This window comes from Pedobacter nutrimenti (assembly GCF_032678445.1).
Lineage (GTDB): Bacteria > Bacteroidota > Bacteroidia > Sphingobacteriales > Sphingobacteriaceae > Pedobacter > Pedobacter nutrimenti_A.
Genome location: NZ_JAVTSQ010000004.1, coordinates 307,229 through 323,236, shown reverse-complemented (window position 1 = coordinate 323,236; position 16,008 = coordinate 307,229). Strand labels below are relative to the sequence as shown.

At 40.8% G+C, this 16,008-nt stretch carries 9 protein-coding genes; 2 read left to right on the top strand and 7 right to left on the bottom strand.

The window, feature by feature from the left end; all coding sequences use genetic code 11:
* Positions 1 to 156 precede the first annotated feature (156 nt).
* The 5 genes from R2S08_RS08875 to R2S08_RS08855 form a co-directional block, all read right to left on the bottom strand.
* The gene (locus tag R2S08_RS08875; protein ID WP_316834822.1) at positions 157 to 1,092 is read right to left on the bottom strand and encodes a glycoside hydrolase family 43 protein; all 936 of its coding nucleotides are present in this window, start codon (positions 1,090 to 1,092) and stop codon (positions 157 to 159) included.
* 154 nt (positions 1,093 to 1,246) lie between these two features.
* Positions 1,247 to 2,698 (bottom strand): RagB/SusD family nutrient uptake outer membrane protein, encoded by a 1,452-nt coding sequence (locus R2S08_RS08870; RefSeq protein ID WP_316834821.1) that lies wholly within the window; start codon positions 2,696 to 2,698, stop codon positions 1,247 to 1,249.
* 21 nt (positions 2,699 to 2,719) lie between these two features.
* Entirely contained in the window at positions 2,720 to 5,827 is a 3,108-nt protein-coding gene (locus tag R2S08_RS08865; protein ID WP_316834820.1) for a TonB-dependent receptor, read from the bottom strand.
* A 206-nt stretch (positions 5,828 to 6,033) separates the two neighbouring features.
* Entirely contained in the window at positions 6,034 to 10,230 is a 4,197-nt protein-coding gene (locus R2S08_RS08860) for a two-component regulator propeller domain-containing protein (RefSeq protein WP_316834819.1), read from the bottom strand.
* A 302-nt stretch (positions 10,231 to 10,532) separates the two neighbouring features.
* Positions 10,533 to 10,898, bottom strand: a complete 366-nt coding sequence (locus R2S08_RS08855) for a nuclear transport factor 2 family protein (RefSeq protein ID WP_316834818.1) — start codon at positions 10,896 to 10,898, stop codon at positions 10,533 to 10,535.
* A 96-nt stretch (positions 10,899 to 10,994) separates the two neighbouring features.
* Here R2S08_RS08855 and R2S08_RS08850 point away from each other — a divergent pair, with 96 nt between their 5' ends.
* A complete protein-coding gene (locus R2S08_RS08850; RefSeq protein WP_316834817.1) occupies positions 10,995 to 11,921 on the top strand; it encodes an AraC family transcriptional regulator in 927 nt (308 codons plus the stop codon).
* Positions 11,922 to 11,940: 19 nt separating this feature from the next.
* Here the strand turns inward: R2S08_RS08850 and mnmE are convergent, their stop codons facing one another.
* Positions 11,941 to 13,311, bottom strand: coding sequence for a tRNA uridine-5-carboxymethylaminomethyl(34) synthesis GTPase MnmE (mnmE, locus tag R2S08_RS08845; RefSeq protein WP_316834816.1), 1,371 nt, complete (start codon positions 13,309 to 13,311; stop codon positions 11,941 to 11,943).
* Between the two features lie 87 nt (positions 13,312 to 13,398).
* On the opposite strand from mnmE, the gene R2S08_RS08840 reads away from it, so the two are divergent.
* The gene (locus R2S08_RS08840) at positions 13,399 to 14,517 is read left to right on the top strand and encodes an AI-2E family transporter (RefSeq protein ID WP_316834815.1); all 1,119 of its coding nucleotides are present in this window, start codon (positions 13,399 to 13,401) and stop codon (positions 14,515 to 14,517) included.
* 210 nt (positions 14,518 to 14,727) lie between these two features.
* On the opposite strand, the gene R2S08_RS08835 is transcribed toward R2S08_RS08840, so the two are convergent.
* Complete coding sequence (locus tag R2S08_RS08835; protein WP_316834814.1) at positions 14,728 to 16,002, bottom strand: metallophosphoesterase family protein; 1,275 nt, start codon at positions 16,000 to 16,002, stop codon at positions 14,728 to 14,730.
* Positions 16,003 to 16,008 lie beyond the last annotated feature (6 nt).

The following is a 16,008-nucleotide window of genomic DNA, read 5'->3' as shown; positions in this document are numbered from 1 at the left end:
CAAATATTTATAAAAATTATATGATGTTTTTATTTAGATGTATCTTTATATGCTGTAAAGTATAAAATCTCATAGACGGGTACAGCACATTTACAGCTATCAACTTTAGCATTCTTGTTTTATCATCACTATATTTCTAAATTAGGATAGAACAATTTATGGGTTATAGATCTCGACCTTACCATCATTTATGCGCAAAGGCAGCCATAGATAAGCAGATTTTTCCAGATCTGTCTTGTTCCACAAATCTCCCATAAAAATATATTTTCCGGGTTGACTCACTATAGGCAATACAAACGCCCCCTGCGAGAAAAAAGTCACCTCCGCGTTTGCCCCTTTGCACGGATTCCCCTCTTCTTTCCATGGTCCCATAACATGATCTGCAACTGCGTAAGATGCAGCATTCGGCGACCAGCCAGAACACCCCGAAGTGATCAAATAGTATTTTCCTTTATTTTTAAAAATAGACGGGCTTTCTCTCCTTTTATTCTCAAATATTCTTACATAGGTTGTTGTTGGCTTTAAATAATCATCGCTCAGCTGGCAAACATGCATGGTATTGTTATCTTCAGACGAGTAGATCAAATAAGCTTTCCCATCATCGTCCTTATACAAGGTCATGTCCCTTAACATTTGGTTATTGGGTCTTATACTTCCCAGGTATTGATATGGACCAACAGGATTATCGCTTATCGCAATTCCACCCCTCGAATAGTTGTAATCATTTTTGTCTATGTGCATCCACATCACAAATTTCTTCGTGCGTGCATTGTAGATCACTTTAGGTCGTTCTATTACCCTTCCAGTATCCAGATCATTACCAGGGTCACCAACTTCGGGTTTCAAGGCTATCCCCCTGTTTTTCCAATGCTTCAGATCGGTAGATGAATAGCAGGATATTCCGCCTGCCGAAACTCGGTAATCTTCCCAGTTCTGGCCGGGAACAAGCCAGGTTTTTCCCTTTTTAATTTCGCCAAAAAGGTAATAAACCCCTTGATGGTACATTACACCTGGGCCATGCGCATTAACAGGTTTACCATCGGTATCAAGTAATATACTCCCATTTGCAAGTGTATCGGCGATAGGTTTCATGTTGGCAAAAGCCAAACTTTTGCATACTATTAATAAAGTGACAAGCAAGATATATTTCATTTTATATTAGATAGTTATATGATCAGGATACAAGTTTGACTGGAATCGCAGCCCTTGCGACTCCAATCAAAAATCATTTCAGCGTTATAGTTTGTTAATTTCTTAAATTCGGGTTTAATTGAAGATCACCAGATGGGATAGGCAAATAATACTGTGGTGTTCCAATCGGTACGTTTTCTGAAGCATCTCTACTGGCAATAACCTGCGTCAATAGCTGCAAACGAGTAATATCAAACCACCGGGTATATTCACCAGCAAATTCCCATGCCCTTTCACTGATCACTGCTTTTATAAAATCTGCACCTGATAAACCACTCAAAGCTACTAAACCGGCACGGTTACGCACCGCATTAATACTTGCGTAGGCCTGATCATTAAGAGTACCGCTCCGGGCTTGTGCTTCGGCATATATCAATAAAACATGTGCATAGCGCATCATTTGAACGGTAGCATTTGAACCATCGGTACTACCCTCAACAGGTGCCCTGAACTTCTCGTAATAAGGGTGTTTTACAGCGTTGCTCTGCCATGGAATGGTGGTACCATCAGCTTTTTTAATTACGGTATGGAAGGTGGCGTCCTTTCTTGGCCCCGCCGGGAAATCATTAAAAAACCTAATTTCTGCAAAATAGTCATCCCACCCGTTTTCTTCTCCAGGCATTGCAGAAGACCCATAAAGTGCGTTGGCATTAAACCAGTTACAGGTTCCGCAATTATGTATTGCAAAAACCTCTTCTGAAGTCGTTGTTCCTAGTCTGGTATTCTGCCATAAAGTGCTTATATCAGATACCAGATCAAAACCATAGGTTGCTTTATTGTCAATTACTTCTTTCGCTTTAGCAGCAGCCAACGCATATTTTGAATTATCATTAATGGGCCAGCCACCCTCTGTAAGATAAACATCTGCAAGAAGAGCTGATGCCGCACCTTTTGAAGCTCTTCCGGCATCGATCTTTTTATTCTGCATCATTTTTTCGGCATTCAGCAGATCGCTTTCTATTAATTTATACACATCTGCAGGAAAAGACGGGCTGACTTTTAAAACTTCCGGACTGTAAACTTCTGAAGTGATCAATGGGATTTTTCCCCATAATCTAACAAGCCAATAATAATCAAGGGCACGCAGATAGTAAGCCTCGCCCACAATCTGGGCAATGGTTCCTGCATCTCCTGTTGTTGATTTATAATTGTTAATGATGTTATTGGAGCCTTGTATGGATTTGTAACAGCCATTCCAGATATTGAGCATCCTTCCGTTAAGATTGGAAACATGGTATTGATCAAACTCCCGCAGGTCGGCTTTATTGCTGGCCGGATGAGTGGTCAGGTCATCTGAACCCATTAACACAGCAGATATCGCTGCCGTGGTAAAGCCGCTTACCCACGTGGTTGACAATGGCTTATAAGCACCAACTAATGCTGCATTTAAACCGGATACAGTACTTAGTGCCTGCGTGCCTACGACTTGCCCTTTGGGGTCTTCCTTCAGCGCTTTTTTACAGCTCACTATGGATAAAACGATGATTATAATTAAAATATTTTTCATAATTTATATTTTTCAATAAGTTTAAAATTTGAATACTGCACCTGCATTAAATGTCTTAGAGTTGGGATACGACCCAAAATCAATGCTTTGGGTAACGTCCGAGCCTGAACCTGCATTGGTAGATTCGGGATCAAATCCTTTATACTTGGTTATCGTAAATAGATTAGTTGCACCTACAAATACTTTAAGGTCTACATTTTTGATAGTTCCTTTTGGCAGGTGATAAGAAATATTTAAGTTTTTTAGCCTTACAAAATTTCCGCTCTCCAAAAAACGACTTGATTCAAAATAATCTTTATTGGTAGAACTGAATGCGGGTATATTTGACGTTTCATTAACGCCGGGTATATATCTGTTCAAAACCCCTACGTTGGTCGCTTGCTTGGCATCTGCATTGGCGGTTATGGAACTTGCATAAGAGTAATCCAACTTACTAAAGCCCAACAGCGACTGCACAAATACGTTTAGGGAGAAATCACCATAAGTAAAAGTATTATTCCAGCCCAGCGATTGTTTAGGCGTACCGTTTCCGATGATCTGAAAATCACTGCCATTTATGGCTTGGTCACCGTTCAGATCCTGGTAGTGTGAATCACCCGGCTTATTGCCATATTTTGCAGCTTCAGCTGCTTCATTTGGTTTCCAGGTTCCCAGGTATTTCAATCCCCAGTATGACCCAAGCGCATAGCCTGGCTTAATTATAAATTCAGGTTGCGTAGACAGGCCGGCTCCAGCGTTTGCTACGCTTTTGTCTGAAAACACGCCGGTTAATGAACCTAGGCTTTTAACAAGGTTTTTTTGAAATGTTATATTAAATGAACTTGACCAGGTAAACTTACCTGATTGTACAGGTGTACCTCCAATGTTAAATTCAAGACCGCTGTTCTTCATTTTCCCTACATTACTAATAATGTTTCCCCCGCCGGCATAAGCAGGCAACGGAAGGGACAAAAGCAAGTCCCTGGTATTTTTAACATAGGCATCAGCGGTAAAACTCAGCCTGCTGTTAAATAGTGACAAATCTAGACCCACATCTTCTGCTTGTGTTGTTTCCCACTTGAGGAACGGATTGGCAGCATTACCAAGTACGATCCCTGAAGAAACCGACGTATTATTAAAACTATTGGCGGCCGAAAAAGCATCACTCAGGTAAGTTGAAAGTGTAGCATATGGGTTAATAGCCTGGCTTCCTGTTAAGCCCCAACTCCCTCTGATTTTAAATGTGTCAAAAAGATTGAGTTTTTTAATAAAAGGCTCTTCAGAAAGTTTCCATCCTACAGCAACTGAAGGAAATGTACTATTCTGGTTAGTGGGCTGGAATTTTGAAGATCCATCCCGCCTGACAGAAACAGTAAGCAAATACTTTTCTTTATAAGCATAGTTTATCCGCCCTAAATAAGAAATTAAAGATGATCCTGAATACGCAGAACCTGCAGACTGTGTAGTAGACAAGGAAAGGTTGTCATAGCCCAGGTTAGCAAATGTAAGGTTATTAGCATTTGCACTAAACCCCGTTGATGTATATTTCTGCTGCTCAAATACCGCAGTTATATTTAAGCTATGCACGTTATTGAACAGGTGCGAATAGTTTAACGTATTGGTATTTTGCAGGTTGAACAATTCTGTAGATGTACGGCTGGCATTTGGAATGTTATTGGTTACAGAAGGCCCGGAATAGTTTTTACCCTGTATATTTTGATAATCAACCCCAAAGCTTACGTCTAAAGATAGGTCTTTGAAAAAATGGTAATTTGCACCTCCGTTTAAAGTTATATTAGAGTTGTTAATAATGTTTTCCACGTCATTTGCCAAAGCCACCGGATTGAAGCGAATAGAGCCCAGTGGATCTACAAGGGTATATGTTCCGGCGGCCGTTCTTACCGGTGTGGTGGGTGCCCATGCCAAAGCCTGGTTAACAGAGCCACCGGTACCTTGGTTATTTGTATTCAGTGTTTCTCTCCTTATAGCTGAAATATTAAGTCTGGTGGCTAGCTTATCTGAAAACTGTGAATTAATATTTGATCTGAGGGCATAGCGCTTATAGCCTGAATTGATAACTATACCATCCTGATTTAAATAGTCTCCTGAAATAAAGAATTGTGTTTTGACATTGCCGCCAGAATAGCCCAGTTTGTATTCCTGTCCTGGCGCTGTTCTAAAAACCTCATCCTGCCAATTGGTTCCGCCGTTAACCCTAAAATCATCTATTTGTGTCTGGGTAAAATAAGGTGATATACCAAGAGCTACATTTCGGGCATTTACCGTGGCAGCAAAATCAGCTGCGCTTAGCAGATCCATTTTCTTGATAACCCTTGATGAATAAAAAACAGGCGTAAAGGTTATTTCCTGTTTTTCTGCATTTCCTTTTTTGGTTGTTATTAAAACAACGCCGTTTGCTCCCCGGCTACCATAAATCGCTGTGCTTGAAGCGTCTTTCAAAACTTCAATATTAGCGATGTCATCAGGATTCAGGTTATTAAAATCGCCCCCTATAAAACCATCGATAACGTAAAGCGGATTGTTGTCTCCAAGTATTGAATTGGATCCCCTAACCCTGATCTTAACATCACCACCCGGCGCTCCGGAGTTGCTAACCACCTGCACCCCTGCAACCCTGCCCTGCAAAGCTTGGTCAACCCGGGTAACCGGCTGATCCTTAAAATCCTTCGATGACAGGCTAGATAAGGAACCGGTTACATCAGATTTCTTTTGGGTACCGTAACCTATAACAACCAACTCAGACAAGTTTTTACTATCCGACATCAGGGTAATATTTACTGTAGCCCTACTGTTAATGTCGACTTCCTGCTTCAGGTAGCCGATATAAGAAAATACCAATATAGTATTTCCTGATGGCACTTTGATAGAATAATGACCGCTGTTATCGGTGACTTGCCCAATTGTCGTGCCTTTTATCCGTACACTAACTCCAGGAAGTGTAATGCCTTTTTCATCTTTCACTACACCAGAAATGCTCGATGTTTGAGCGCCGGCAGTAAATGAATAGAATACAAATAACAAGGCAAATAAAACAGTCAGCTTTGCCCGCCGAAACCTTTGTCCAGGACTGGCAATCAGCGATAATTTAATGGATAAAGCCCCATTAATGGAATGTAAGTTTTTACTCATAATAAATAATTTAGGTTATCGGATATTACTGTAACCGTGGGCTAAGATTTGTTAATTCAAATAGCCCGGTGATAACAATTGGTTTATACAAATAAATAGAAAAAACCAGTCGGTGAGTGCGCTGTAACGTTCATATTATGCGCTCAAATAGCCTAAAAAAACTCCATAATGGGCATTATGGAGTCTTTAGCTATTTAAACCCTTACTTAACCTGCTTTAACCTCTTTTATAAATTGAGAAGGTGTTCTTCCAAATTCTTTCCGAAACGCCTTTTGAAAGTAAGATACACTCAATATCCCAATTCGTTCAATGAGTTCAATTTGGGTCACATCCTCATGGGTCATGATGTGGGCAGCTTTTTTTAATCGGATAGTCCTCACAAACTCATTGATGGACTGGCCCGAAATACTTTTTATTTTTTGATAAAGCTTGGAACGACTGGTAAACATGTGCCGGCAAATGTAATCCACATCCAGTTCAGGTGTTTGAATATTGGTTTCAATCAGCTTAATTAATTTATCTAAAAAAGCTTTGTCTTTAGTCGAATGAACTAATTCGGTAGCTTCTGAATAATAATCTTTAGTGTACTTTATTTTCAATTTCTGTTTTTGCTCAAACAGGTTATGTATAGTTAATAGCAGTAAGTCGATGCTTAGGGGTTTAGAAAAATAATAATCAGCACCAGACTCAAGGCCTTCCAGTCTGGCTTCCAAGGCATCTTTTGCTGATAAGATCAAAAAAGGGATATGACTGGTTTCAAATTTTTCCTTTACCTGTTTACACAGTTCAACCCCATTCATAACCGGCATCATCACATCACTGATTATTAAATCCGGAACTGTTTCTATAGCCAGGTCAAGGCCCTCTTTTCCGTTAACCGCTTCATATACTAAATAGTGCGGCCCCAACATATTCTTTAAAAAACATCTGAGCTCGTCATTATCTTCAACCAGCAAAATATGTTGCTTAGCAGGGATCTTCAAGTCGGTTTCCTTCTCCTTTGGTGGCTCAGGCTGATCAGACGTAAGGATTTCTGTGTGGTCAGTTTTCTCCAGCATATTTGCCGGTTGATTACAATCATGACCAATTCTTTCAGTCGATGAATAATTTGACTCTCCAAGTGGGAGCGCAATAATAATTTCGGTCCCTTTATAACGCTCACTATAAACATATATATCACCTTTATGCAGTAAGGTCAAGCTCTTTACCAGTGCAAGCCCTACCCCTGACCCCAAGTGATTATTACTGATTCGATAATAACGATCAAATATCTCGCTAATGGATTCTTTTGAAATACCAATTCCTGTGTCAGTAACCCTGAAGTATATATATGATCCGGCACGATGTTCATTTAATAAACGATACTCAGCATCATAAGTTGGCCTAAAATCGTCAAAAGAAAAAAACACATCAAGGGTGATCCGGCCTCCTGCAGCCGTATATTTAAATGAGTTATTTAGCAGGTTAAATAATATTTTTTCTACAATCTGCTGATCAAGCCAGATCGGGGCGTACTGCTCTGCAAGTTTTAAGGTATAAACCATCTGTTTATTCCCGGCAAGCTCATCAAATTCATTAAATAGCACATCAACAAATCCAAAAAGATTGATCTGTGTTACCCGGAGTTTAACGGCGCTGTCTGCCACCTTACTAAAATTCATCAGCTCATTAATCAGGTTGATCAGCCTTTTAGCATTCCGGTACATGATCTGATAGGTATGCTGATAGGCGTTATAGGCATTTTCTTTAATTAAACTTTCTAAGGGACCAATAATGAGTGTTAGCGGGGTCCTGAACTCGTGCGATATATTGGTGAAAAATTGCAACTGCTGTTGATAAAGCTCTTCCTTTTGCAGGTGCATTTCTTCACGTTTCTTTTCCTCCACATCACGCACAGCCAGCTCTCTTTTTAGCCTATACCATCGGGCCTGGTAAATATAGATACCTATCAAGCCGGAAAGGAATAATCCCATATAAATAATTTTTGCCGGGAGCGACTTATACCAGGGTGCAGTGATTTCAATAGCCAGTGTTGCATTGTCGCTACTCCAAAGTCCATCATTATTAGTGGCCTGAAGGACCAGGGTGTAGCCGCTATAATCAAGGTTACTGTACGCAGCTGTTGGATTTTTTCCGGTGGTATACTTCCACTCTTTGTCAAAGCCTATCAACTTATATCTGAACTGACATTTAGTAGGGTTAGCATAATGCATTGCAGAAAAGGTAACCACAAAATTATTCTGGAGATGATCTAAAACCAGCTCCTTACTGTATCCGATCGATTTTGGAAGTGTCTTTTTTGCATCTGAAGACTCGCCGACATGAATAATTTTGTTATTGATGATCAAATCGGTAAATACAGGATGAGCAGGTATTTTGTTTATCTTGATGCTATCCGGAAAAAAGTAATTGAGACCATTGGTTCCTCCAAAGTACAATCTTCCATCTTTACCTTTATAAGATGCACCCACTTTAAAACTATTGCCTTGTAAACCATCATTTTTATCAAACCTGATCAATTTGTTATTGCGAACATCCAAACACTCCAAACCATTGCCACCCATCCATACCCTGCCTTTATCATCCAATTCCATGGCTTCAACGTCATTAAATACGCCGTACTGGCTGCCGTAGGTTTTTACCTGGTAAGTATTATCTTTTTTTAATATTAAATTATCCAGGCCACCACCTATGGTACCAACCCAATAGGTACTGTCACTTTGGTTTTGTATAGGAAAAATGTAATTAGAACTTAAAGAGTTGGGCTGGTTGTTTACCCGGTATTGGTAAGTTTTGATAACCTGGCCTGAACTATTGATACGCAGTCGCGTAAGACCATGTATACTTGAAATGAGCAACTCTGGCTTAACTTTGTCTGCCCACATCCGATACCCTGATCCTCTGCCCCAATATTTAACCTGGTAAACGTTATTTTTATCATGTGTTATACAGCCAAAGCCATTATAATAGCTACCAAACCACATATTACCGTAACAATCCTTTGTTAAACTGGAGATGGAATGAACGGGAAATTTCTCATAACCGGAAGGGCGCCACACACTATTGCTTTTTTGGTTAATGATATCAATACCTTTATCTGTACCTATCCATAAATTATAGTCATTGTCTAATTCTAAAGCATCTATTTCATTACTTTTTAGTTTTACGCTGCTGCTTTCCTTGTCATAATGAGTAAACTTTGCAGTCTTAAGATCATACTCATTTAAGCCATCGGCATTGGTACCTATCCAAACCTTCTGACCGGAATCCTCAATGATCGACCTAACGTGATTCCCGGATAAGGTATTGGCAACTTCTGGGTTATGTTGAAAGGTATAGAACAATTTCGAATTCAGGTCACAAAAATCAACTCCACCGCCAAAAGTGCATACCCAAAGGCATTCAGAGCGATCAATAAATATTTTATCCAAATAATTAGTATTCAAGCTATTAACAAAACTATGCGTGGTAATATTCTGTTTTATATTGAATGCCTTATCCAATAAGAATAACCCAGCATCGGTACTAACCCAATAATTCAGCTTTTTGTCTTGTATGATATCATTGATCAATGAACAGTCCGGCATCTGGATATGCTGTAATTCATGTAATGATAAAGCGGAGGATGCTTTGGGCGACCGTAAATACCCAGTGTTCTCATTGGTTAAAATTAATTTTGTTCCTTCTACTATGATCAGTTGATTTTTCTGGTTATGAAATACTTTACTTAACGTATTAAAATAACGCCTTGAACTATCAATAACAACAAAATGTCTGAAATGAAATGAATTATCCAACTTCCAGATACCTTGGTTACTTGACAACCATATATTACCTGCATCATCGGTCATCATATCCGTAAATCTGACACCCTGAGGGTATTTTAATGCAATATTTACGAGAATTTTGCCATTTACCTTGAACAACCCGAACTGATCTTCGGCAAGAGTTGCCAATAAGTTACCTTTTAAGGCCAGTAGCCCTCTGTACGTTTTATTACCTGTATTGTGTTGTTCGTTATCAACATCTGTGTACCTTTCCGAACGGGGATCAAAGAATTGAATACCATCTTCAGAACCCAACCAAATCCGGTCATTTTCATCCAGACACATGCTTCTGATCCGGTTTCTGAAGGAATTACTCTTAGGAACGCTGGTATTATAAAATCTTTTAATAGCATGCCCGTCATATCTATCCAATCCAAACAAGGTAGCAATCCAGATAAATCCCAGCTTATCTTGTCTGATCTCTTTGACATCAGTATGAGATAACCCATCATCAACAGTCAGATAAGAAAACCTTAAGGGGTTTTGCTGGGCATTTACGAACTCGGTTTCTGAAAGAATAAGAATAAAGATTATCCCATACTTTATAAATACCTGAAAAATTGAGCTCCTTTTCATGAAAATTATAAAGAACATAAATCCAGTGATACAGGGTTCCATTGGTTAATTTGATTACCTGATTCGTAAATCAATACGGTTGCTAAATACATGACTTTGCCATTCAATAGGGTTAATGATAGCTAGCTAAGATACACAAATAGTGATTTATTAAAAGTACTCGTCATGCGAAATACTCTTTGGAATTATCCGCACAATACCATCAAAATCTAAACCAATCATAGTGGAACAGGAATTGTCCTCTGCAAGCATCCGGATGTGGGCCAATTCCCGCAGCCGGATGCTTGCAGAGGACAATTGGATTAATAGAAAAAGGTCTCGGTGATGATCTTATCATCTTTTACCCCAAAGACCGCGATTTCCGCTAATTGTACCCGCTGTCCGTTTTTCAGGGTCATATCCCTACCCATTGCCAGGCTGAAATAATCGCCACCAACCACGGGTTCGCTGCTGAAAAAGCTGTGTACTTCTGCTATAGTTTCCTGCCTGGCTTTCGATTTCGCTAAAACCGCTTCAATACCCTTAGTTACAGTGGGTACACCCATGACCAGTGCATGTTCCGGTTCGGTACAAACAATGTCCGCACTGTATAACTGCTGGTAGATTTCCGGTACCTGTCTCGATTTGAAAAGTTCATAGTAACGATCGGCTAATTCTTGTGTTGTCATTTTCTTTTTGATTTATAGTACAAAGGTAACATGGCTATAAATACTAAAAGCACTAATAAGTATTGTATATTTGCTCAATCGTATCAATTTACAACAATGGACGCATTAAGCACGGTATTAGAGGCAACGCGGCTCAAAAGCGTTGTTTATAACAAAATCCCTTTAACTGCTCCCTGGGGATTGGATATTATCAAGGACGAAAACTCGCAGTTCTGGCGGCTGGTGAGCGGTAGCTGTACGGTTGGTTCACCTGATGGTCGTGTTATCGAAATGAAAGAGGGCGACTTCATATTCGTACCTCACGGGAGCGCCCACTGGATAGCGGATAAACCGACGAGCCTGCGTATGCCCTCGCCTGAGTTTGTGAAAGCCCTTCGGGCAGGTATCCCGGTTTTTAATGGTGATGGCGAGAAAACTATCCTGATCGCGGGCCATTTTGAATTTGATTACCATCCACTTCATCCTTTTTTAAAGGATCTTCCGCCGATTATTCATATCAGGCAATATGTGACAGAAAACCAATTATTGGTCAGACAGGTTGCGCAGCTCATGCTGGAAGAACTTAATAACGAAAGGCCTGGTAGTAGTATAATGCTGAAATGTTTGTCGGAAATGATGTTTGTTCATGTCATCAGGGCTTATTTGGAACAAGTAGCACCCGAAAGTGGCTATCTATCAGCATTAAATGACCCCAGAATCAGTAAGGCATTGAAATTAATGCAGGACTCCCCTCAAAACGACTGGACGTTGGAATCGCTGGCTTCGGAGATCGGCATGTCGCGCTCTGTTTTCTTTAACCAGTTTAAAAAATTAATGCACGAAACACCGTTGAGCTACCTCACCAACTGGCGCATCAGGATGGCCCAAAAGCTTTTGATGACAGGCGACAGCAAGATCTCCGAAATAGCAGCAAAAAGCGGCTACCAGTCGGAAGCTGCTTTTAACCGGATCTTTAAATCAAAAACCGGGCAGACTCCCGCAGTATACAGAAGAGTTAAGCCCTTTGGTGGTAAAGAAAGTTGAGTTTGTTTGATTTGACGGCTTATTTGCCGATACAGAATTTGCTGAATATGTTTTCCAGTAAATCATCAGTTGTTACTTGTCCTGTAATTTCACCCAGGTAATACAAAGCTTGCTTTATATCCATCGACAGGAAGTCGGAAGTAACGGGATTAGTCAATCCATGACCTACACTCTCCAAAGCTGTCTGCGTCCTTCTTAAGGCTTCTACGTGACGAATATTGGTTACCATGGTATGGTTATCTGAAAGTTTATCTCCCACTGCAGTATTGTACAGCAATTCTTTCAGTTCCTCAATTTGCTGGTTCTGTTTTGCAGAAATCGAGATAAATTGAATATCAGAAGGCAATTGAAGTTCTTTGAGCTTATTGTTGTAAGAGAGATCAATCTTGTTAGCAACCGCTATAAAAGCCATACCCGGACGGTATAACTTCGCAATATCTTCCCTGATTTCCTGAACAGTCAGGTTCACTACATCAAATACATAGACCAGCAAAGCAGATTGATTGATCTTCTGCATCGTTTTTTCAACGCCTATTGCTTCAATGGTGTCTGTGGCTTCACGGATTCCAGCGGTATCAATTAACCGGAAATTAATTCCGTTAATATTCAAAAGCTCCTCGATAGTGTCCCTGGTGGTACCTGCAATTTCACTTACAATAGCACGTTCTTCATTCAGTAACGCATTCAGTAAAGTAGATTTACCTGCATTAGGACGCCCTGCAATTACGGTATTGATCCCCTGCTTGATCACATTTCCCAGTTCGAAAGAACGGATCAGCTGATTTAACACCAATGTTATTTTGTTAATCAGCTCCTGTAACTGATCTCTATTAGCAAACTCTACGTCCTCTTCTGCAAAATCCAGTTCCAGTTCTATCATAGACGCAAAATGGATCAATTGCTCTCTCAACAAGTTGAGTTCTGTACTAAAACCACCACGAAGCTGGTTCATCGCTACCTGATGTGCAGCTGCAGAATCAGAAGAGATAAGATCAGCAACAGCCTCAGCCTGAGAAAGGTCAAGACCTCCATTAAGAAAAGCTCTTAGTGTATACTCACCTGGTTTAGCTGCGCTGGCCCCCTTTCTGATGAGTAAAGAAATGATCTGCTGAATGATATAATTAGAGCCGTGGCAGGAAATTTCTACCACATTTTCCTTAGTGTAAGATTTTGGCGCAATGAACAAACTCACCAGTACCTCATCGATCACCTGTTCACCATCTTTAATCAGCCCAAAATGTATCGTGTGTGATTTCTGCTTTAACAGGTCTTTACCACTAAATACAGCGTTGGTGATGGATATAGCTTCTTTTCCTGAAAGACGGATAACGCCGATGGCACCGATTCCCGGGGGTGTTGATAAGGCAACTATAGTTTCGTTTGTGATCATCTCAATGTGTTTGTTGTGCTCAAAGCACAAAACTAACCAAACATTTCGTAGCTTAAGGTGTTAGTTTTGTAAATTTAACCATTATCTATGCAGGAACTCCCTCTCACCGTAAGAAGGTCTATTGAATTATTAGGAATTGTGCTCATTGGAACCATTTTGGTCATTGGCAGCAACATCATCATGCCAGTCCTTATGGCATTTTTCATCAGTATACTTCTGGTCCCTGTTTACCGCTTCTTAAGAAAATGGAAAATCCCGGAAGCCATTGCTATCGTTATTCCCATTTTATTATTAATTGTATTTGTGGGCCTGATCGGCTGGTTTTTCTCCGCCCAGATCAGCATTCTTGTCTCGGATTTCCCGCAGATCAAAAAGAATGTATCACAGCATCTTCACGCTTTAAGTAGCTGGATCAGTAGCATTAGCGACTATTCAACTAAAGAACAGGTTGCATTCATCAACAAAAAAAGTGATGATCTGATGTCTTATGCGGGCACAGCTGCAAGCGGGGCTGCCGTTACCTTAAGCTCTGTATTTATCTTTGTGGGACTATTGCCCATCTATATCTATCTGATGCTTTTCTACAAAGACATCTTGCTTCGTTTTATCTTTATGTGGTTTAAAACGGACCATCATCCCAGGGTAAAAGACGCGATTTATGAAACAGAATCCATCATTAAAAATTACCTGGTTGGACTGCTTATTCAAATCACCTATATGACTATCTTGTTAGGTGGCGGATTGTTAGTCCTTGGCATTAAACATGCGCTGCTCATCGGGGTGATCTTTGCCATCCTTAACCTGATTCCTTATGTTGGAGCCTTAATCGGTAATATTATCGGAGTCATGCTTACATTAACTTCATCTACTGAATTATGGCCCGTTCTCACCGTCCTTATAGTTATAGCAGTAGTTCAGTTCCTGGACAACAATATCCTGATGCCTAGAATTGTAGGCTCAAAAATAAAGATCAATGCGCTCGTCGCGATCCTTGGCGTTGTTGTTGGCGGCAGCATCGCAGGTGTGCCAGGTATGTTCTTATCTATGCCTCTGATCGCCGTGTTAAAAGTGATCTTTGACCGTACTGACATGTTTAAACAATGGGGTGTCTTATTAGGTGATGAAAGACCAACCAAGAGCCCTATGACCTTTCCCGCTTTCCGGAAGAAAAAAACTGTGCCCATGAAATCAGGAACTGAAAAATAAAAAGACACCACAATTGGTTGCCCTGCGCCATCCAACTCTGTACTATATCTGCTCTACTCTGCACACACTCAGCATGCACCATACCCGATCTGCGCCATACCCGGTCTGCACCCAAGAAAATATGTTTTCATGATCGAACCTCAGGGCCTGAAGCTCTTCGCGAAAGGTCCAGAGAGATCAGAAAACATATTTTCACCACACACCACAATTTTATTTCTCTGCAGTATTCAAGTCTGTAAAAGCCGCAGCCTGATCTCTGTTTGTCTTTTTCAGTGAAAAAGCATCAAACAATTGTCCCGATGCCTTATAAGCCTCAAATTTCAAATGCTGCCCGTCGATATGGATCAACTGGAACAACTGCGTGTTCTCCAGAGATACATTCATCCATTTCTTTCCGTCTACTTTGTACATCTTAGGACCCGATACTGATACCAGGTACACCGGTCCGCTCACATCCCTGCCAGACATTCCCCGGGGCAAATTCTGCCCTCTGCTATAGGTATGATCATGTCCCTGCAGTACCAGATCTACATGATACCGGTCAAAAAGAGGTTTAAACCTTTCTCTGAACTCTTTATTGTCCCGGCTTTTGGAGGTCGAATAAATGGGATGGTGAAACGTAACCACAGTCCATAGGTTTTTATTCTCTTTGAGTACATTTTCCAGCCATTCGTACTGCAATTTTTCGGCCGTTTCATCCAAAGTAATCAACTGTGAATCCAGTGAAATAACACGTAAGCCCTGATAATCTATGTAAAAGACAGATTTTTCCAGACCTTTAGGTCCGTTGTCTGGCAGGGTGTATTGCACCCCCCAGTGCGGATCGAGGATCAATTGTTTTCGGTCATCACGAACGTATTCATGGTTGCCTGGCGAAGGAATACTAGGAATCATCCCATTGATGAAACCTCCTCCGTAATGCCATTCTCCCCATTCTTTGTCGTTATTGGAACGGTTGATCAAATCGCCGGTATGAATGATGAAACGCGCATCTGGTTGATGAGAGAATGCCTTTCGGATGACCCTCGACCATTTAGACCTGATGTCATTTTGTGCATCGCCCAGATAGATAAAAGAAAAAGGTGCAGGCTGGGCCGAGGCCGTGGTAAACTGGAACCACTCACTCCAATAATCTCCTGCTCCAACTCTGTAGGCATAAACGGTATTGGGCTTCAAGCCTTTAAATATTACATGATGGTAATTTGCAGTGGCATAGTTCTGTCCTCCGGATAAGGTCTGGGTGCCAGCATCCAGTGTAGCTACCGCAGTCTCCAGTTCCGGACTGGAATCCTCTGCTTTAATCTGGGCTTTGGCTGCTTTAATGGTGGTATCTGTTCGCCAGGTTACGGTTTGGGTGCTGGACGGATTTCCGGACCAGGTTAAAATAACCCGGTCTGGAAAAGCTTTTGGAGAAAAGTCCTGTGCTGTAGCTTTCCAAAAGGTAGCCATCAGCAGCAGACATATATATATCTTGATCTTGTTCATTTTGTT

Coding starts and splice junctions, on each gene's coding strand:
- R2S08_RS08875 (WP_316834822.1), bottom strand. CDS start 1,092: ATGAAACCTATCGCCGATACACTTGCAAATGGGAGTATATTACTTGAT.
- R2S08_RS08870 (WP_316834821.1), bottom strand. CDS start 2,698: ATGAAAAATATTTTAATTATAATCATCGTTTTATCCATAGTGAGCTGT.
- R2S08_RS08865 (WP_316834820.1), bottom strand. CDS start 5,827: ATGAGTAAAAACTTACATTCCATTAATGGGGCTTTATCCATTAAATTA.
- R2S08_RS08860 (WP_316834819.1), bottom strand. CDS start 10,230: ATGAAAAGGAGCTCAATTTTTCAGGTATTTATAAAGTATGGGATAATC.
- R2S08_RS08855 (WP_316834818.1), bottom strand. CDS start 10,898: ATGACAACACAAGAATTAGCCGATCGTTACTATGAACTTTTCAAATCG.
- R2S08_RS08850 (WP_316834817.1), top strand. CDS start 10,995: ATGGACGCATTAAGCACGGTATTAGAGGCAACGCGGCTCAAAAGCGTT.
- mnmE (WP_316834816.1), bottom strand. CDS start 13,311: ATGATCACAAACGAAACTATAGTTGCCTTATCAACACCCCCGGGAATC.
- R2S08_RS08840 (WP_316834815.1), top strand. CDS start 13,399: ATGCAGGAACTCCCTCTCACCGTAAGAAGGTCTATTGAATTATTAGGA.
- R2S08_RS08835 (WP_316834814.1), bottom strand. CDS start 16,002: ATGAACAAGATCAAGATATATATATGTCTGCTGCTGATGGCTACCTTT.